Origin of the sequence: Paenibacillus sedimenti (assembly GCF_014534655.1) — a bacterium.
GTDB lineage: Bacteria > Bacillota > Bacilli > Paenibacillales > NBRC-103111 > Paenibacillus_E > Paenibacillus_E sedimenti.
On the sequence record NZ_JACVVD010000015.1, the window covers coordinates 58,906 to 78,360 of the forward strand.

Here is a 19,455-nt window from a genome sequence, read left to right on the forward strand (position 1 = left end):
TAGATGCATAAGTCCTCCGCTTCGGAGAAGAACAATAGAAAAATCTTCTTGTAGATGAGGTTTTTACTTGTGCTTCTTATCAATGGGATTATGATTCTGATTTGTGCCGGGGCTTGTATTCTCTTCGCACAATACACAAGTTTTTTCGAACGATCGAAATCTGTGTCAATTACATGGTCGTCGTCACCTCGATTGAACAGATTCATTCGGCGATCATCGACAATTTTAAAATGATCAGGTTCCCTAAAACGGAAGCACCGCGCAATTGGGTTTAACACCAAAGTATGGCTAGTGGGGGGATGGTTCGCCAGCTTCACGTCGATCTTTTACCTGTTCGAGTATCTGCGGGTAATCAAATTGTCGGGTTGACGATCGTGATAACGTCATTGGCGGTTTTTACCGCCTTCCTGTCCCTGACCGTGGATTCGATAATCGCCGTGAAACCCTTTGATTTTTATGACGTTAGCGACAGCGCCAAATTTGAGTTCATGGATGTCGTCCTTTACTATTTCAACTATCCCGCTTGTATTTGTATGTATACTTTTATGATAAATGGAAGCCCGCCGGCTGGAAAAGAGTGCTCTATCTCGTCTGCTTCAGTCTGCTGTCTTTTTTGCTGGAATGGACGGCCGTTTTATGCTTAGTTGGTTCCAACATAAATCATATTGACCACCTTTCGTCAAAGAAAGTAGCGTTATTCAAAACGGATGTTGCCGGCATGCGGAAGTACCCGGATGTTGCCCGATTCGGCGTCCGTTACCGGCTTCCCGTTGATCGTGACATTCTTGAATACGATATGCTCGACCGTCCTGTCCGCATCGTATCCGCCGATCTGCGACGGATTGCCGCAGTCCCCGACGCAAGAAATATTCTCGTAGCGAATCTGTTCGATCCGTTTGCCCGGCACCGGATTGTACTTCGGGTTGAAGAGCACGCGAATATCGAACAGACGTCCGAGCTCGAACGGTTCAACCCGTATATTCCGGTAGGTCACATTCCTAACCGTATTGTTATCGCCGCAGTTGATCGACATACAGCCCTGATAATCGGGCTGCGGCTCATGGTGCTCGAGCACATCGATATTTTCGAACAGGACGTTCTCGATGACATCCCCTTTATGGTGATTGCCATGCCCGCCGAGATTCATCGGGTGCGCCACGTCTGCCCATAAGACGGAGTTACGGACGGCAACATTCCGGGTGTCCCCCTGATAATCCCACCGGCTGGCGTAAACCGCGATGCAATCGTCGGAATTGCGCATGAATACGTCCTCGATCTCGATACCCGAGCTGGCCATCATATCGATCCCGTCCGACCAGCCTTTCGTGCTGAACGCTTTGAAATTCGAAATCCGGATCTGTTCGGACTTGCCAATATAGATGCTGTAATGCGGCGGATCAATAAGAGTAATTCCCTCGACGCGAATCCGCTTGGAGTAGATGATGCGCACCCCGCGGAAAGCGGAAAAACGCCCGAATTCGGTCAAGTAAAGAACGCCTCTGCCGCGCACCGTGACATCGCTGACGGAATCGCAAACCATCGACCCCGCGACAGCCGCTCCGCCGGCTATGTAAATCGTTTTCCCTGACGGGATGCGCAAAATCACTTCCTCCAAATGATGCATGCCCGGCCCGAAATAGAGCGTATGCGTCTCGCTGCCGTAAGTTCCCGCTGCCGTCAGCAGCGCAAGAAGGTCCTCGGTCCGGTGGATGCCCGGCTTGACGTAAGCGACGCCCGGCTCGTCCGGGGACGGCGCATCCTGCTCGAGCGGATTGGCGAACAGATGTAGATTATGGAACCTGTCGCCGTTCACTTCTACCGACAGCTTTTGCGGACCGTCAATGGTAAAAGTAATAGTATTGTCGTTAAGCGCGAAAGAGACGCCGCGCGACAACGGACGAATCACGCAGTCGTTTACCGTTCCATCGTTCTTTGTAACCTCAATTTCAATCGGGCCCGAGCAATCGAACATCGCCATGGAGGCATGCCGGACCTGATGCATATCGACTTTGACATCATAGACGAAGAGCTGCACCCATTCGCCGCCCGCCGGTCTTACCCTGACCGTAAAATCGTGATTTTCCGCTACCCCTGATGGTCCCGGATATGTAATCAGTTTTGTTTGCTTTTGCATCTTAGTACCTCCAACATAATTAAATAGCCTTACGATCCGATACATAAGCAAATTCTCGTCCCAGACCGTTGGATAATCATATTGTATGGCCTATGGTCGCAGTATCCTATATAAAAAAACAGCAATTAGATATAAGAATATGGAGATTCGTATGAAAAGGAAGAGCTGTATCTAAAGCTTTCAAATGATAACTTATATCAAAATACAGATGTGGGAAGCGTGTATTTATTTATGGATTTAAACAGCTATTTCTGCCATAATCAATGACATGAAGAAGCAACAGACATGGAAAGCATGGTTGGGAAAATAATATTATGGGGTGAGTATGAATGATGGTGGAAGCTTCAAACATTGCCCTTTGTGCGGTTTCAGGCAGGTGCAGGAGACTATACGTTGTGCTATTTTGACAAACGATCGAAAGTGACGTATGCGCATATGCTGGCTATGGGCGTTATTGTGTACAGCCTCATGCAGATGATGTTCTGGTATGACAAGCCATCTGATTGGAAAGGCGAACAGGTCGTAAGGTACGAGTCTATCGGAATATCAGGTGAGATCGGAGAAAGCCCGTACTGTGGAAATTCCGCTGCATTTTCTGGATGACGGGATCTAATATGCTGCCCGGATTTACGAAGATGTCCCGGAACTGGATACACGAACAAAGTTCGGGATCAGATCTGCTGTGGTTGTCAAAGGTTCCATACTTCAGCTGATAAGCTCTGGAGGAGCAGCTGTCTATATAAAACCGTTATAGGGAGGATAATCATGAAGCGCCGAGTAGTTCCAATTTCTCCGGCGGAGCGGCTTCCCCTGCAGCTGGAAACGATCGGAATGCATACCGAAGAAGAGAAAATTGAAAGAACGAAAGGATATCCGTGCTTCCATTGGCTTCAAACGATTGAAGGAGAGGGAGAGCTATCGGCGGGCGGCCACACTTGGAAAATGACGGCACGCTCGGGGGTGCTGCTGACCCCCGGAACGTCCCACCGGTATGAGCCCAAATGCGGAAACTGGCGCAGCGGATATCTTACATTTCATGGAAGCATGGCGGCAAATCTCGTTCAAGCGATGGGGTGGAAAGAAGCCGAACGGTTTCAGTGGGAGTCCGGCCATGACCGGATATCGCAGCAGCTGGAATGCATGCTCGGGCTCGCCGAATCCGGGGGGGATCCGTCGGGGTGGCAAATCTCGGCTGAGCTGTACCGTTTTCTGACGCTGCTTCGGACCGATGCCCGTACGGACAACAGGCCATCCATGTCGAAGCGATTATCGCGTGTTCAAGATCTGCTTGATTGGCTTGAAGCCGGATTCTCCGACCCGGGGATTGGACTGGCGGAAATGGCTGAGCGGCTCGGCATCGGCGAACGGCAGCTGAACGAGAAGTTTCATGAGCTGTTCGGCCAAACGGCGTACGCCTATTTGATTCAGCTCAGGCTCCGCAAAGCGAAGGAATGGCTCCCCTCCCGTCCGGATTGGACCGTACGCCGCATCGGAGAGGCCGTTGGCTTTCGCGACGCCAGCCATTTTATCGCCACATTCCGCCAAAAGGAAGGCATGACGCCGGATACGTACCGGAGGCTGTATGGCGGAGGAATAACGTCGGAACGGCAGCCGGATTAACCGGCCGCCGCGCTCGTTGTGCCCCAAAGACTCGAGGTCTGCTCAAATATGAGGACAAGAACACATAGGTCTATTAGATTCGCGCGTTGCGCGTTTTTTTATTTGCGCGACTAAGAAAGTAATAACCATTATTACGAAAACATCGTATCAAATCGATATAAATCTAATCGTTGTTAGGTGTTCCTTCCTCCGATCCATAGGTAGAATGAAGATACAGACAAGGAGGGGGAACATGATTGCAAAGGTATATAAATATCGCACGCAGTACCTCATGATTTTGCCGGCAGCTGTGTTGCTTTTTCTGTTCAATTATGTCCCGATGGCGGGCATCCAAATCGCGTTCAAGGATTTTGCGATCGGGTCGTCTATTTGGGAAAGTCATTGGGTCGGTCTGGACAATTTCTCTTTCGTTCATGATTCGCAATTTTGGAAAATTGTTCAGAACACACTGTATATTTCGGTTCTGAAGTTCGTTTTCGGATTTCCGGCGCCGATTCTTCTCGCATTAATGATCAATGAGATTACCCATCCGGTCTTTAAGCGGTTCGTACAGTCGGTCAGCTATTTACCGCACTTCTTTTCCTGGATCGTGGTGGCCTATATCCTGCAATCCTTTCTGACCCTGGACGGCGGATTTGTGAACGATATCATCGGACGCTTGGGAGGAAAACCCATATTCTTCCTGGGCACCACGGAATGGTTCCGTCCCATGATCATTTCGAGCGGCTTATGGAAAGAGGTGGGTTGGAACACCATCCTCTACCTGGCGGCGATCTCTACGATCGATCCGCAGCTTTATGAAGCCGCGAAAGTCGAAGGTGCAGGCAAATTCGCACAGATACGCCATATTACGCTGCCGGGCATCCTGCCAACCATATCGATTGTTCTGATTCTAAGCATTCCGGGCCTAATCAGTGTGGGAATGGATCAGATCTATCCCATGATGAATTCGGCGAATCAGGAGGTTGCGGATGTTCTCGATACCTACGTACTTCGCAACGGGCTTCAGCAAGGCTATTTCGGCATGGCTACCGCCATCGGTTTAGTGTCCTCGGTCATTAGTCTCCTTCTTGTTGTGACGACGAACTCGATCTCCAAGAAAATCAACGAAGAGGGGCTGTGGTGACGGATGAAAGTGACTGCGCTTGAACGGGCAGGACAGAGTCTTATCATGTTCCTGCTGCTACTTATGTGCATTTCGATTCTTTACCCATTTCTGTATATGCTGGCGATCTCGCTCAATACCGGGTCGGATGCCGCAAGAGGCGGCGTCTACCTCTGGCCGCGTTCGTTCACTTGGATCAATTACCAAATCGTTCTGGGTAACGAGGTCATTCGCCATGCCTATCTGGTCACGATTGGAAGAACGGTTGCCGGCACGATCGGCGGGCTTGCCGTCACGCTTGCGGCCGCATACGGGTTATCGTATAAGTGGCTTCCGTTTCGAAACGGCATTCTGACCTATATCCTTATCACCATGCTGTTCAATGGAGGATTGGTCCCCTTCTACATCCAGTTGTTTAAGTTGGGACTAACCAATACCTTCTGGGTTTATATCATCCCTGGTCTATTCTCGGCTTGGAATATGTTCGTTATGCTGAAATTCATTCAAGGCATTCCCGAAGCGATGATCGAATCCGCCGAACTGGACGGTGCGGGACCGGTTAGGATTCTGGTTCAAATCATCGTACCACTGTCGAAACCTATGCTTGCCGCGCTTGGACTCTTTACGGCCGTGGGTCATTGGAACGACTGGTTCTCTGGAGCATTTTTTGTCACCAACCAGAATTTGATCCCAGTCCAGACGTTCCTGCAACAGCTGCTGTCTGCACAAGACCTATCAGCCGTTCTGAGCTCCAATCAAAATCAGGAGGCACTCGCTCGAGGCTCAACGTTGAATAATATCACGTTGTTGTCGGTCAAAATGGCCACCGTGATGATCAGCGCGCTTCCGATTCTTGCTGTTTACCCTTTCCTGCAGAAATATTTTGTCAAAGGAATAATGATCGGTTCGGTCAAGGGTTAACATTAGGGTATTAGGCATCTTTCATATACCAATTCTTTCAGATTAAAGGGGAGGTAGAACATGAAGTTCAAATCTGGTGTAAGGAAAAGTACAATTGCACTAACCTCTGCAGTCCTGCTAGTCCTAGCGGCCGGCTGCTCAAGCAACAGCAACGGCAATGCAGGAACGGGGGACACCAAATCGAGTTCGGATAGCCCGAAAAAAACGGCGGATGCTGCGGGCTCCAATCGCTTCAAGCTTTGGCTAGGCTGGTCGGCAACGATCAACAACGACAGCTGGGTTCAACAATCTTGGAAAACGGAGAAGCCGGGTATCGATGTTCAGGTGGAAGCTACACAGGGGGACGCCCTCACAGCACTAAACCTCAAGATGAATACCGGCGGTTTCGATGACGCTGCGATCTTCGGTAGGAGTCAGGTTGTCAACGATGCCATGAAGCGTTCCAACCTGATTCAGCCGCTCGAGAAGTACTTTAACATGCCTGAGAAGTATCCGAGTCTGGCATCAAGTCATTATCTTCTTACAATCTGGTCAAAAGCATCCATCAATTAGTTTAGCCAAAACCTGTTATTGACGGGTTTTTGGTGCAATGGGCTGGTGAGATTTGTAGCGTATGAGGTATTAAGATGTAGTCAGAAGATGTAAAATTACTTTCGGAAAATTGGGGTGGGAATAATTATCTGAGTTACTATTGGATGTTTGTACATCATCTTCGTATCTTGGAATGAGGTGCATATGGTAAAGGGTTAGGTCGTTATATTTTCCGCCATTTTGGACCAATCATACCCGGTTTGTTGGGTCTTATTTGCTCTGCCGGATGATATGATCCGCCGTGCGTATGGCTAGAGCCACCATCGTGAGCGTTGGATTTGCTGCGCCCATAACCGGAAAAATGCTGTTATCCGCTACGTAGAGACCGGGTACACCATGAATTTGCCCGTACCGGTCGGTTGCCGAGGTGTCTGGATCGTCGCCCATCCTGCAGGTCCCGGCTTCGTGGTCGCCGGCGACCGGCTCATCGGGGACCAAAGAGACGAGCGGGGTTCCAATCGCGGACGTAACCCGTTTTACTTCGTCCGTTGCCTGTTGAAGAATGGCTTTGTCCGCTTCATTATAATCAAGGTGAATTTGCAGTTCAGGTACGCCGTATTCGTCACGTCTGAACGGGTCGAGATTAATTTTGTTTTCGTACCGCGGTTGGACCGTCCCGAAGCCGGCAACAAACACATCCATTTCTTCTTGGAACGGGATTTGTTTGTCATGATAAAACTGATAACCGATCGGTCCTTCCACCACCACTTGGTAAGGAAGCTTCTCGGTTTCGGGAATCAATATGCCTATCGGACCTAATACATACGGATAATCTTTGCGATTGAATTTGGCTGTTCCTCTGACTGCCGAGTGATTGATCAGATAATGGCCGATCGCGTTTCCTCGGATCCCTGAATGCAGAAGGATGCGCGGAGTTCCAAAAGTACTTGCGCTCAAGACGACGGTTTTCGCTTTCAGGACACAGGATCGTTTATCGGGTGTCATCACATGAACGCCTGCGACACCCTTTTTATCGGTCACCACCTGCACGGCGCGGGCCAGAACCGCCAAATCGTACGTCTTTCGATACAGCGCTTTGGCGAGAAACGAGATCGAGCTGAAAAAGACGTTAGAGTGAATCTCGCCGTACTTGGTCGGTTCCAAATCAACAGCCAGCGGCCCGTTCACCGCTGCGGGATACGGGCCGTTCCGTAGCTGATGGAGGAAAATTTGGTTAATCGGGGATCCTTCGGTATATCGATTTGAAACGTTCATGACTTGCTCGGCGATACGATAGTACATGTCCATCTCCCATTGGGGTACAGGCCATTGCTGGGGATCAAGGTACATGCGCGGACTGACCCCCGACCAGACCAAGGACCTGCCTCCGACAGCGATGAGCTGGCGGAAATTTGTGCCGGAGACAGGAATTTTGAAACGCGGACTGTGATACGCCAAGTCGATCCAACGCTGAAAGCTCATGGTTTCGATATTTCGTGCATGAGTTGGCAGAAGCAGATTTCCCGCTTCGACGACACCGATTTTCTTGCCATTGTTTCTCCATTGTTCGCATAATCGCCAGAGTACCGCTCCTCCGCCTGGCCCGGTGCCTACGATTAGTACATCATACTCGGTTTGACTCATTTTCTCCAAGGAGCTTATCGTTATCCAAGATCCCTCGGAAACCGGGGCGGGAGTAACGTGGATAAAGCTAGGCTCCGAATAGGCCCGCCCCTCGGAAGAAGCGAGGGGAAGATAAACGGGAATTCCGGTAAGAGGATGATCTGGATCGGGAATTCGGAAGTTTAAAGTTATCAGTTCTGATAGGTTGATGTGAAACTTTTGAGCAATTTTTCTGAGCGTATCTCTTTTGTCTGCCACATATATCCGCATGGATTTCACATCCTTATCGTTCTCGCCGCCACATCTCTTAGCGTGGGTTTTATGTTATTGGCACTTCATCTTTCCCTAAGAAGTTTGTTGGATATAATCTGCTGTACGAATGGCCAAAGCTACGGTAGTGAGCGTTGGATTGGCCGCACCGCTGGCGGGAATGACGCTGTTGTCAGCCACAAAAAGACCTGATACGCCGAAAACTTCGCCATACCGATTTACTGCTGCATGGCGTGAATCATCTCCCATACGGCAGGTGCCCATCTCATGTATTTCTTCACCCGGCAGTCTGAGACAGACTTCCGATCCGCCGTTTGTAAGTAAGGTCGCATTCATGGCATGACTCGCCTGTTTAACGCCTTCAGCCATTTTACGGATAACTTCAAGATCACGATTATTATAGGAGAAGCAAACCTGCAGCTCTGGCATGCCGTATTCATCCCTTGTCTCGGGATCTAAAGAAACGTAATTTTCATATCGCGATTCGACCTTTCCTGATGCTTGAAAATTGACTCCCCACTCCTGCTGCAGAGGTTCTGTTTTATAATGATACCAGTAGTATTGACCTGGTCCGTACATCTGTATTTGATAGGGGCGTTCATCCGTTTGGGGTATTAATATGTTAAGTGTGCCTAAGACTTCCGGAAATTCAAGACGGCTTATGATTGCGTTGCCAACTACTCTCGAATGATTGGTCAGGTAATGGCCGACCGCTTCGCCTTGGATCCCCGAGTTCAGTAAAATGCGTGGAGTTTCCAGTGTACTCGCGGAAAGAACTACAGTTTCTGCTGAGATATCATAAGATTTTTTATCCGGAGACATGACCCTGACGCCGGCCGCTCTCCCTTTTTCCGTCAGCACCTGAACTGCGCAGGCCCTCACCGTTAAATCGAACGGCCGCTGATTCAAGGCTCGTGCAAGAAATAACATCGAACTAAAAAATACATTCGAATGAATTTCTCCATACTTGGTCTGTCCAAGATCGACAGCTACCGGCATGTCTTCGGCTTCAGGAAATCCCTGCGTCTGAAGACGTTCGAGAAGCTTTTGCGTTAACAATGACCCCTGGGAGTAGTTTCGAGTCACGCTCATCACTTTTTCGGCCATGCGATAGTAGTAATCCATTTCTTTTAAAGGAATAGGCCACTTCATTATTTCAGTAGGGTGCATACGGGGAGATACCGCGTTCCAAATCAGCGTTCTTCCGCCTAAAGCTAAAAACTGTTGAAAAGCCAAGGGAAACGATGCTTCAATAAAATCAGGAATCGGACATGCAGGCTGCGATTCCCCAATTTTTTTCCAAAACTTGGGATTACTCCAATATTTAACATATCGTTCGGCATCTAAAGTCGCAATGTTTTGGGCATTTGTCGGCAGCAATAGATCACCGGCTTCTATAACTCCTATTCGTTTCCCGCTTTTCCCCCATTTTTCGCATAATCGCCAAAGGACCGCTCCGCCCCCGGCGCCTGTGCCGACAATGACCACATCATAATGCGTCCGGGCCATCTGTTCCAGGGAGGTAAGGGGAATCCAATGATCCAGATACTCAGGTAGCGGTTCCACTGGACAAATGTGAAGTGGGGCCGAGGGTTTGCTGAAGGGTGCCCAGGAAGGAAGTTTTATTTGTAAGCCGGTGATATCTCGATAAGGAGCTCTAATATGTGGATTGAGGGAGACGAGTTGTTCCAATTCGATATCATATTTTTTTGCAATTTTGAAGAGCGTATCGCCATCACTCGCAATGCAGATCTTCAATACCACCAGATCCTTTCAAAAACGATACAAGATACAACGCAATTTTCATTTTGCAGTTGTTCTAAATATCGACACGCGGTCTAGTTCATAAATGTGTTGCATCCATCCTGAAAAATATCTATGTATACCTATGATGTTGAATGTTGGTTTATGATTTTCTTTACCAAAGGATAGCTACTGTCGTTTTGAAGTGCATGGCGTGAGCGGACAATCAAAAAGGCTTCAACCATCATTTAGATTCAGGGATCCCGCCAACATTTTAACGTTATAATATTGGCGGGATCCTTGATACGGTTATTGACCGAAAGTCGCCCCCCCGTTTACATGGATCAACTGTCCCATCACATAAGTGGAATCGTCAGATGCTAGGTAAACGTATGCGGGCGCAATCTCCCAAGGCTGGGCGTCCCGTCCCATGGGATTATCAAAACCGGCCGACATATAAAGCTCCGGAGGCAGCGATGCCGGTTGTAGAGGCGTCCACGTTCTACCCGGAGCAACTGCATTTACACGGATTCCGCGGTCGATCATCGACATGCTCAAGGAACGCGTAAACGTGTTAATCGCGCCTTTGGTCGCCGAATAGTCGATCAACCCTTTAAATCCGATATTTGCAGTTTCGGAAGAGGTGTTGATGATCGTACTTCCCGGTTTCAAGTAAGGGAGGGCCGCTTTGGTGAGATAGAACATCGCAAAAATATTCGTCCGAAAGGTCCGTTCCAGCTGTTCGCGCGTAATGCTTTCGATGCTCTCCTGATAAAACTGCACCGCTGCGTTGTTGACCAGGCAGTCGATTCGTCCGAAAGTGCGGATCGTCATTTCCGCTATATGCCCGCAAAACGATTCATCTCCGATATCTCCGGCGAGCGTGAGGCACCTTCGGCCCAACTGATTGATCCTTGCCAACGTCTCCTGGGCATCCCCGTGTTCATTGTAATAGACGACGACGATGTCCGCTCCTTCTTTGGCGAACGCGTATGCCACAGCCCTTCCAATCCCGCTGTCTCCGCCCGTTATAATCGCAACTTTATCGCGCAGCTTTCCGCTTCCTGCATATGCGGGGTTTTCGGAAACGGGTCTTGGAATCATGATGGATTCGATCCCTGGCTGCTGTGGCTGATACTGCGGCGGATAATAAATCGGAATCTTTTTACACTCGGTATAACTTCCGTAAATGGGCTTCATGATATCCCGTCCTTCTTGAAAGCTGAGATATCATAACTTATGCCCATTGTGGATTGGTGATGCTACTTTCGACGGATCCATTAGGTACTTCGCTGAGCTGAATCTTCTCGGTTTCCGAACACAGCAAGCAAATATTGGTGACTTTCATTTTGCTTGATCAACATAACAGGAGGTTTTTTTGTTTTTTTACATTTACCCCCATAAACAAACTTGCATAATATGTTTCGATTAGGGGGAAATTTTGCTCTAATTATGAAAATATGGCAAAATGGAAGCCGCGGCAGACTGCTGCGTTCTCAGGAATTGTGAAAATAGGGCCTATAAAATTAAGGTCTTGGACACAACTTTTCTCTCCAATTCTGACAACACACATATTGTTTTTTCGGCATGAAAACCATGGATAAAAATACCAATTGACATTGCCTGTTTATGTATCATGGAAGTACATGTGTCCATGACCTAGGATGGTGCAACGCATATGCTGATGTTATCAGGTCTCAAGCATAAGGTGGTTATGGCATGCCGATAAAAACGGGAAAGCAGTACGTTGACAATTTGGATCGGGCCCGTCCGTCAGTCTGGATCAACGGTGAGAAAGTAAATGGAAAAATATCGGACCACATCGCCTTCAAGGGACTGATCTCCACACAAGCCGCGATGTACGATATGCAGTGGAAGGGAGAATACTGCGAGCAGATGACCTACGTCTCGCCAACCAGCGGCGATCCGGTCGGGTTATCCTTTTTACAGCCGCGGTCCAAAGAAGAATTGATCCGACGAAGAATCATGATGTCTTTATGGGCCGAGACGCATCACGGATTTTTGGGCAGGGCGCCGGATTATATGAACACCGCGCTGATGGCCTTTAGCTCGGCTTCAGAATTTTTGTCCGAACAAGATCCACGTTACGCTGAAAATATGAGGAACTATTATATTTACTGCCGCGAAAACGACATCACCCTCTCTCATGCTTTTGTCCAGCCGCATATTGGCCGATTCTCTACATTTATGCAAACATTAGAGGAACCAGTTGCAGCCAGGGTGATTGAAAAGAGTGAGGACGGAATTGTGGTAAGCGGCGCTTTTCTGCTTGCCACCCAAGGTGTAACCGCAGAAGAAATATTGGTTTTTCCGCCGCCTCTGCCTTCGTTATCGGAAGAGGAGAACCCATATGCCTTTATTTTCGCAGTCCCGAATAACCTTCCGGGCATCAAGTTTATTTGCAGGGAAAATTTCGTTATCGGATCTTCCCGTTACAATTACCCGCTCAGCTCCCAATTTGAAGAAATGGACACCCTAGTCATTTTTGATCGGGTCCTGATTCCGCATAACCGCGTGTTCTTGTATGGCGACGATCACATGGTTAACCAATTTTTGGAAGAAAGCTGCTTTCATACCCAAGTCACTCACCAGATCCTATGTAGAACGATAGCCAAAACAGAGTTTCTGCTCGGGACTATTGAGTATATTGTTAAAGTACTCAGATTGAACACCTACGCTCATATCATCGAGAAGGTTTCGGAAGTCATCGCCGTGCTGGAGACGATGAAATCGCTCCTATTGGCAGCAGAAGACAAGGCTGTTACGGACTCGCGGGGTACAGTAATTCCCGACCCGGACATCATGTTCACAGCCAACTTCATATATCCCAGAGTGTATCCTCGCATCATTGAAATATTGCAGCTGATCGGGGCCAGTGGATTGATCATGCTCCCGAGCGAGAAAGATTTTTATGCGGAAATATCCGAAGACATCAACAAATATTTAAGAGCGTCAGATATGGATGCTAAGAATAAAGGCGCTTTATTCAGACTCGCATGGGAAATGAGCGCAAATTCGTTTGGAGGACGGCAAGCTTTGTATGAAAGGTTTTTCTTCGGCGATGCTGCCCGGGTTGCCGGCCGACTGTATAACGGCTACTCCAAAAGAGACCGTAATATCGATAAAGTTAAAAAATTTTTAAGCTCAACTTAATAGAGGCTAGTGTCGACGAAATCCTCATGCAATAATTATGAAACTGTAGGGTAGTTTGGATGTATCAAAAGGCCATTTTCAATTATTTATGAAATAAAAAAACGGAGCCACGCGGGCTCCGTTTTTTATTAATTCTGAAACACCACATCTCTTATGAAAACAGTATTGAAAGTAACTTGCTCGGAATGATTCTTGCAAAACAAAGGCTCAATTTATTCATGAAAAACCAGGATATTAACGAAGAGTTTACATTCGCTGGGGCAGGCAAGATGTGGTGTAAACAGCGCGATCAGCGGTAAGAGAGAAGGCGTTGCCTTCCTCCTTTCAGGGGTCCCGCCAACAAAACGCGAAAAACGTACGCTAAGACATTTTGATCTTTTGTGTATAAACTCCTTTATGCTTTAATATGTTCTAAGTTTTTCTGCATCTGCGACAGCACATTCTAAAGAACTAGGCGTTCTTCTGCGCTGACATTGGCGAGCACTTCCTTCATAAAATGCTCTTTTACTTCTAGGGAAGACTCGATCTGTTCTCGCCCATGATTGGTTAAGCAAACAAGTATTATACGATTGTCCTCAGATTTCCTTCTTCTTAATACCCGCCGGTAAAATCCATGGATGATTATAAGAGATACCTGGATGCCGTACAAGCGAAGCATCCGGACTATGTCCTTTAACTATTGGAGGTCGTGGTTTTTTCCGCGTTGGTATACCGCAGGAGAATGGGCGTAAAGACATTCGCTTCACTGCTATCGTTCAAGATTCGTTCACTGGCGGAATTCCGTTCAGCGTGGCCTTGTCGGCGGATGGCAAGAAGGTTCTCGGCGCTGCAACCATCGGGGACCCGGAATCCGAATTCGCTAAATTCCCGGCGCCGTTTAACTCTCATGATTCGATCTACGGCCACTTCGGAACGAGGGTGGAATTAGAAAGTACAATAATAAAGATCCGCTATCAGGCCAAGCTGTACAAGCTCTGGATCCGGCAAAAAATGCTTCCGGTATACCAGCCCGGATGTTCAAAACATGAAGCCTGCTGCTCTCCGGACAGACTTCCGTGCAGGCAGGATGGGCGTCATCTTTAGGTTGAAAGTCCCGAACGGGGGCTAGCGAGCGCCCGAGAATGCTGGAGATGATCAGAATTAATACCCAATTATTTCGGAAGCGCTTACTCCTAAACACGGCGTTTCCTCCTTGACTCATTGACGTCGGCTCGTCGAAAAGGAATAAGAATAATATTCCAAGAAAATAATATGTACATCCAGAACTTGCAAGGAGGACGGGACGTGCACAAACTCACAACGAATTTGGCAGAGAATATTCAGTACCTTCGCAGCCAACTGGATCGCTGTGGGGATATAGAATTTATTGAATGGTCGGCCAGTTTATATCTTATATATTGCAAAAATTTGATCGACGTTCAACAATTGCATCAGCAAGTATTTCAACCCTTATACGAGAATTTGGAGCGTAACGATGTTACATCAATCGAAGATTTTACTTCTTTGAAAGATAGTATTTCACCGACTTCCTCCTTGGTGCTATCGGAAGACGCAGACGAGATGATTGACCGAATCCTTAACGGTTCTCTTGCACTGTTGATTAATAATCAGTCAAAGGCATTGTTGATCGACCTGGCTAATGTGACTTTTCGCAAAGTAGAAAAGCCTTCCAACGAATCAAACATACGTGGACCTAACCATGCGTTTGTGGAAACTTTACACACAAACCTTTCGCTAATGAGATACATTCTTCCCCATCCTTCTTTTAAAGTGGAAATGATGCAAATCGGTAAGTATTCGCACACGAAAATTGCCATTGTCTATATAGATGATGTAGTTAATGATACAGCCTTGCAACAAGTTCGGGAACGACTTTCCCGCATCCAAATCGACGCCATTTTGGGTTCGGGTTACTTGGAAGAATTAATTGAAGATCATCCTTTCTCGCTTTTTCCGCAAATGAAAAATACGGAACGTCCCGATACGCTGGCCGCTGCCTTGTTAGAGGGGAGAATCGGGGTTATGGGTGACGGAACACCGTATCAATTAATCGTGCCTACCGAGTTTTTTATGTTTCTGCATGCTGCAGAGGACCATTACGAACGCTTTTACATTGCTACAGCTTTGCGATTGATTCGCATACTGTGTTTATTAATAGCGCTTCTGCTTCCTGCATTTTATATCGCGGTAACCACTTTTCATATGGAGATGCTGCCTACCGAATTCGCCATTTCCATTGCCGAACAAAGAGAGGGGGTTCCCTTTTCCGCTTTTTTTGAAGCGATGATTATGGAATTATTTTTAGAAATCATGAGGGAAGCCGGGGTGCGTCTGCCCAAAGCAATTGGAGCGTCAGTAAGCATTGTTGGCGTGCTGGTTATTGGCGATGCAGCGATCATTTCAGGCATTGCCTCCCCGGCCATGGTTATTGTGGTCGCGTTGACGGGTATAGCTTCGTTTGCGATACCCTCATTTAATATCGCGATTTCTCTGCGATTGCTTCGATTTTTGATGATGATTATTTCCTCGGCGCTTGGCTTGTTTGGGCTAATGATTGGTATCCTTGCAGTTATCATCCATATGAATTCAATCCGTTCGTTCGGAGTACCTTATCTGAATGTGCTTTCAGCGCCGCGTCCGGACAGCTTCAAAGATTTCATCGCCCGTTTCCCTCATCGCTTCCTAAAAACTCGTCCATCTCCGTACAGCAAAGGTGACAATACTCGCTATAAAAGGAAGTGACATGATGTTAGGGAAAAAGGCGCAGTTTTGCTTGTTCTTGTGCTTGGTTTTGTCTATGCCATTGCTTGCAGGGTGCTGGAATAGAAAAGAGGTAAACCAGATTTTTTTCGTTTCGGCAGGGGGAATTGAAAAAAAGGAAAACAAAGTGAGGCTGACAATCCAGTTCTTACGTCCGAAAGAAAAAGAGCAACAGAAAAAAGAATCTTCCGCTATCACGCTGACAACACAAGGAGAAACCATATTCGAAGCGTTACGTTTGCTGAATTTAAGAGTGTCAAGAAAAGGGTTTTGGTCGCATGCGTACGCTATCGTATTAAGTGAAGAGATTGCCAAAGAAGGCATTTTGCCATACCTCGATTTATTTAGGCGCGATCACGAAATGCGCCAGGATATGGTTTTAATAATTACCGACAAGCCGGAACAATTGTTAAGATCCGTACCCAATATAGAAATGGTGCTTGCCCGCGAACTGAAAGATTCGATGAAAGGAGGATCGAAGTTTGCGGGGATTCCGGTGTTCAGTACATTGCATGAAGTGGCAAAAATGCTTTATTCAAAATCACCCTATGCTGCGATAACCCATGTGACGGTGGATGAAAAATCGAAGAAGTTTCGTATAGATGGAGTCTCGTTCTTCCAAAAAGATCGTATGGTAGGTACGTTTAAAGAAAAAGATGTATCCGGATGGCACTGGTTAACAGGTGATATTAAAAGCACAATTATCACTTTACCCTGCGACAAACAAAAGAAAACAGCCGCTGCAAACCTTAGCATCGAAATTATTAGAGCAACCAGTAAGTTAGAAGTTATCAGAGAAAACAGAAGACTGACATTAAAAGTGAAGGTAAAAGCACAATCCAATGTTGGGGAAAATGGTTGCAAAAGTGATTTAAAGAAAGAGGAGGAATTTCTCAGATTAGGAAAATTAACGTCAGATAAAGTTGGAAAAATAATAGAACATATGTTTGATTATGCGCAAAAAACGATAAAAACGGACGTTTTCGGATTCGGTTCCGTCTATTATCAACAATATCCAAAAAGCTGGAAAACAATAAAACCCGACTGGAACGAGCTCTTTTCCAATGCAGAAAAAGAGATCGAAGTAGATGTAAAAGTTATCGGTTCAGGGTTGATTTTTTCCGAAAAAATTGGAGAGTGAGCGAAATGGCAGTATCCAATAACCATATTACTTCCGTTCAAGCATTCGGGTTAATTGTATCACAAATTTTAGGAACCAGCTTTCTTGTAATTCCGGGCACGGTTGTAGGCTTAGCAGGCGTAGATGCATGGATATCTTCCATCATTGCTATAGGTTATGGACTTTTTTCAGGATGGTTGATCGTTCTACTGTTTCGATTATATCCGAATGCGACACTCGTTCAGATACCTGAGAACATTTTGGGGCGCTGGTTAGGCAAAGTGGTCGGGTTTGGTTATTGCATCTTTTTTCTGATCTCAAACAGTACGGTGATCCGTCAAGGAGGGGCACTGATCACTACCGTGTTTTTGCCGGAGACACCGCTCATCGTTATTATTGCATGCTACATGGCGCTTGTGATTTATATTGCTAAAATGGGGATGGAAGTGGTTGCACGGACTAATCTTATGTTGCTTACTTTATTAATCGTTTCGATCTTCATCATTCTTATCGCGTCATTGGAGAACATGGACATCCCTTTATTGCCGATTGCCGGAGAAGGACTGAAGCCAATTCTTACCGGTTCGATTGCGCCTGGCAGTTGGCTATCCCAGGTGATCATGGTAGGTATGGTTCTCCCTTATTTACAGCACAAGGAACATGCGTTGAAAATCATCGCTACCGGTGTGATTTTTACCGGAATCATGCAAACCTTAATTACAGTAGTAACGTTGGCTGTCCTAGGATTACAAACCGAAAATTTTCCGTTTCCTGTTTATGACGTCGCAAAATTAATTGATCTCGATATTTTATGGAGAAGACTTGACGTTATGATCGTGGTGATGTGGATAGCAGGTGTTTTTATAAAAATGGCATTCTGGTTTTATATAACCGTTGTCGGACTTTCGCAAGTGTTTGAGTTGCATGACTATCGGCCATTGGTCATTCCGCTGGCCATATTGTCGGGCGGAATGGCTATGCTTTCTGCAACCAATGCAGCAGATTTAAGCGAGTATCTGGGAAGCGTGTGGCCTTTATTTTCGCTGATGACATTCGAAATGCCGCTGCCCCTTTTGTTGTTGATCATTGCTTGGATACGGAATAGGAGTAAGAAACGTATCGTCGGGGGTGACAGCAGTGTGGTATAAATTACTGCTATGGATTTTGTTGGTTATTGTTGTTCTCTTGTATGAACGAACGAAAATCAACAATCTTCCGGCTCATGCACGGAAGAGGGTATGGCTCGTTTTGTGGGGAATACAGATTGTTGCCTTCTGGCCTATTGTTACAATCGTATTTGATCTGCAGCCCATCTCCCACACTAAGTTTCTTGAGGATCTATACAAGCCGCTCGTGAATTTAATTAAGAAAAAGTGAGCATTCCATCTTTCATTTATTGAAAGCAGGATAATCGGGGGGATAAGCGCCATAGTTCCTTTGATAGATCATCGTCAATATTTCATGATTCCGCCGAACCATTACTTGCATTTCATTGGCGACCATCAAGTGTTGCTGCATGATCTGCCGTATTTGCGCCAATTCTAATCGGGTCTGGTATAGTTCTCTTGCAGGATCGTAATACAACCGCGGATATCCCTGTATCATGCTTGTTCCCTCCACCTTCAACGAGCTAGACGTTAGGATCGGATTCGCCTGGAGACGAGTTCAAGTCCTCAAACTGAATGTCCTTTCCTTGTTCCACATCGTCAATTATTTTCTTCAGCTGCTCTTCGTCCGTTAAAGCAGTCAAGCCGATATTTAATGTGCCTTTCAGGTCTTTGACAGCGAGTTCCTGAATTTTATAATTGATATTTTCAATATGAATCGGCTTGATCTGTTCCAACTGCTCCTTCAACTTCATGCTATCCAGCTCCGAATTTTCTTTTAGTCTTCGAATTTCCTGCTCCAACAGCTGGTTGGAGGTCTCCAACTGCCGCATTCTTTGCTCGATTTGCAACAAATATTGATATTGTTTGTATGGATCATACATGGATTGTAAGCCTCCTTTCTCGCCAAAGTGTTCGAGCTGTGGTTCCCATTATTTATGGGGGTGAAGGCTGAACCAATTCGGGAACCGGTTCCGCTTGGGGAGCTGGCGCAGTTATCGTTTCCGCGCGATTGTTGCACAGGATGGTTTTTCCAATATTCAAGGATCCAACCGTCGATATGGAATATATTTTAATGTTGGTAATGGTAATATTCATTCCGTTGTTTCCTCATTTCTTAAATGGCTTAAATGATGGACGGCTGATCCAAAAGATCACTATCGTTTTGCAAGTTTCTGTTCGCTGTCACCTGCAGACTGGCATCGCCGTTTATGGTATTGGTGCCGACTGTTTGGTTTTTAACGTTATTATTATATAAAAAGTTATTGCCAAAGTTAGCTGAAGCGCCGCTTGAGACGTTGTTAATTTTGATGTTGAATATGTTGAAACCTAATGGCAATTGTCCCAC

The 19,455-nt window shown here is 46.7% G+C and carries 17 protein-coding genes and 1 pseudogene; 9 read left to right on the forward strand and 9 right to left on the reverse strand.

What is annotated here, in order from left to right; translation table 11 throughout:
* Window positions 1-694: 694 nt before the first annotated feature.
* Window positions 695-2,134 (reverse strand): glycosyl hydrolase family 28 protein, encoded by a 1,440-nt coding sequence (locus ICC18_RS28690; protein ID WP_188177846.1) that lies wholly within the window; start codon window positions 2,132-2,134, stop codon window positions 695-697.
* A gap of 393 nt (window positions 2,135-2,527) precedes the next feature.
* Here ICC18_RS28690 and ICC18_RS28695 point away from each other — a divergent pair, with 393 nt between their 5' ends.
* The 5 genes from ICC18_RS28695 to ICC18_RS28715 all read left to right on the forward strand — a co-directional run bounded on the left by ICC18_RS28695 (window position 2,528) and on the right by ICC18_RS28715 (window position 6,332).
* Complete coding sequence (locus ICC18_RS28695; protein ID WP_188177847.1) at window positions 2,528-2,737, forward strand: hypothetical protein; 210 nt, start codon at window positions 2,528-2,530, stop codon at window positions 2,735-2,737.
* Between the two features lie 162 nt (window positions 2,738-2,899).
* Entirely contained in the window at window positions 2,900-3,754 is an 855-nt protein-coding gene (locus ICC18_RS28700) for an AraC family transcriptional regulator (RefSeq protein WP_188177848.1), read from the forward strand.
* 232 nt (window positions 3,755-3,986) lie between these two features.
* Window positions 3,987-4,880, forward strand: a complete 894-nt coding sequence (locus ICC18_RS28705; RefSeq protein WP_188177849.1) for an ABC transporter permease — start codon at window positions 3,987-3,989, stop codon at window positions 4,878-4,880.
* Window positions 4,881-4,883: 3 nt separating this feature from the next.
* Window positions 4,884-5,780: a carbohydrate ABC transporter permease gene (locus ICC18_RS28710; RefSeq protein WP_188177850.1), complete on the forward strand. Its 897-nt coding sequence runs from the start codon at window positions 4,884-4,886 to the stop codon at window positions 5,778-5,780.
* 60 nt (window positions 5,781-5,840) lie between these two features.
* Complete coding sequence (locus ICC18_RS28715) at window positions 5,841-6,332, forward strand: hypothetical protein (RefSeq protein WP_188177851.1); 492 nt, start codon at window positions 5,841-5,843, stop codon at window positions 6,330-6,332.
* Window positions 6,333-6,581: 249 nt separating this feature from the next.
* Here ICC18_RS28715 and ICC18_RS28720 read toward each other — a convergent pair whose 3' ends face one another.
* The 3 genes from ICC18_RS28720 to ICC18_RS28730 form a co-directional block, all read right to left on the reverse strand.
* A complete protein-coding gene (locus ICC18_RS28720) occupies window positions 6,582-8,204 on the reverse strand; it encodes a GMC oxidoreductase (RefSeq protein WP_188177852.1) in 1,623 nt (540 codons plus the stop codon).
* Between the two features lie 75 nt (window positions 8,205-8,279).
* Window positions 8,280-9,968, reverse strand: a complete 1,689-nt coding sequence (locus ICC18_RS28725; protein ID WP_188177853.1) for a GMC oxidoreductase — start codon at window positions 9,966-9,968, stop codon at window positions 8,280-8,282.
* A gap of 288 nt (window positions 9,969-10,256) precedes the next feature.
* On the reverse strand, window positions 10,257-11,147 hold the full coding sequence (locus ICC18_RS28730) for an SDR family oxidoreductase (RefSeq protein WP_188177854.1): 891 nt from the start codon (window positions 11,145-11,147) through the stop codon (window positions 10,257-10,259).
* Window positions 11,148-11,666: 519 nt separating this feature from the next.
* Between ICC18_RS28730 and hpaB the strand changes: the two genes are divergently transcribed.
* Window positions 11,667-13,121 (forward strand): 4-hydroxyphenylacetate 3-monooxygenase, oxygenase component, encoded by a 1,455-nt coding sequence (gene hpaB / locus ICC18_RS28735; RefSeq protein ID WP_188177855.1) that lies wholly within the window; start codon window positions 11,667-11,669, stop codon window positions 13,119-13,121.
* 442 nt (window positions 13,122-13,563) lie between these two features.
* On the opposite strand, the pseudogene ICC18_RS34060 reads toward hpaB, so the two are convergent.
* Both ICC18_RS34060 and ICC18_RS28740 read right to left on the reverse strand, forming a co-directional pair.
* Window positions 13,564-13,719: pseudogene (locus ICC18_RS34060) on the reverse strand (transcriptional regulator); the annotation flags it as partial.
* Window positions 13,720-13,793: 74 nt separating this feature from the next.
* Window positions 13,794-14,009, reverse strand: coding sequence for a hypothetical protein (locus ICC18_RS28740; RefSeq protein WP_188177856.1), 216 nt, complete (start codon window positions 14,007-14,009; stop codon window positions 13,794-13,796).
* 396 nt (window positions 14,010-14,405) lie between these two features.
* On the opposite strand from ICC18_RS28740, the gene ICC18_RS28745 reads away from it, so the two are divergent.
* From ICC18_RS28745 to ICC18_RS28755, 3 genes are read left to right on the forward strand one after another with little or no spacing between them, the layout of a single operon-like run.
* Entirely contained in the window at window positions 14,406-15,863 is a 1,458-nt protein-coding gene (locus ICC18_RS28745; protein ID WP_188177857.1) for a spore germination protein, read from the forward strand.
* 1 nt (window position 15,864) lies between these two features.
* Window positions 15,865-17,022 (forward strand): Ger(x)C family spore germination protein, encoded by a 1,158-nt coding sequence (locus tag ICC18_RS28750; protein WP_188177858.1) that lies wholly within the window; start codon window positions 15,865-15,867, stop codon window positions 17,020-17,022.
* 5 nt (window positions 17,023-17,027) lie between these two features.
* Window positions 17,028-18,149, forward strand: coding sequence for a GerAB/ArcD/ProY family transporter (locus tag ICC18_RS28755; RefSeq protein WP_188177859.1), 1,122 nt, complete (start codon window positions 17,028-17,030; stop codon window positions 18,147-18,149).
* Between the two features lie 241 nt (window positions 18,150-18,390).
* On the opposite strand, the gene ICC18_RS28760 is transcribed toward ICC18_RS28755, so the two are convergent.
* From ICC18_RS28760 to ICC18_RS28770, 3 genes are all read right to left on the reverse strand, one after another.
* Window positions 18,391-18,606 (reverse strand): hypothetical protein, encoded by a 216-nt coding sequence (locus ICC18_RS28760; RefSeq protein ID WP_188177860.1) that lies wholly within the window; start codon window positions 18,604-18,606, stop codon window positions 18,391-18,393.
* 25 nt (window positions 18,607-18,631) lie between these two features.
* Window positions 18,632-18,991, reverse strand: coding sequence for a spore germination protein GerPC (gerPC, locus tag ICC18_RS28765; protein ID WP_188177861.1), 360 nt, complete (start codon window positions 18,989-18,991; stop codon window positions 18,632-18,634).
* Between the two features lie 242 nt (window positions 18,992-19,233).
* Entirely contained in the window at window positions 19,234-19,455 is a 222-nt protein-coding gene (locus tag ICC18_RS28770; RefSeq protein ID WP_188177862.1) for a spore germination protein, read from the reverse strand.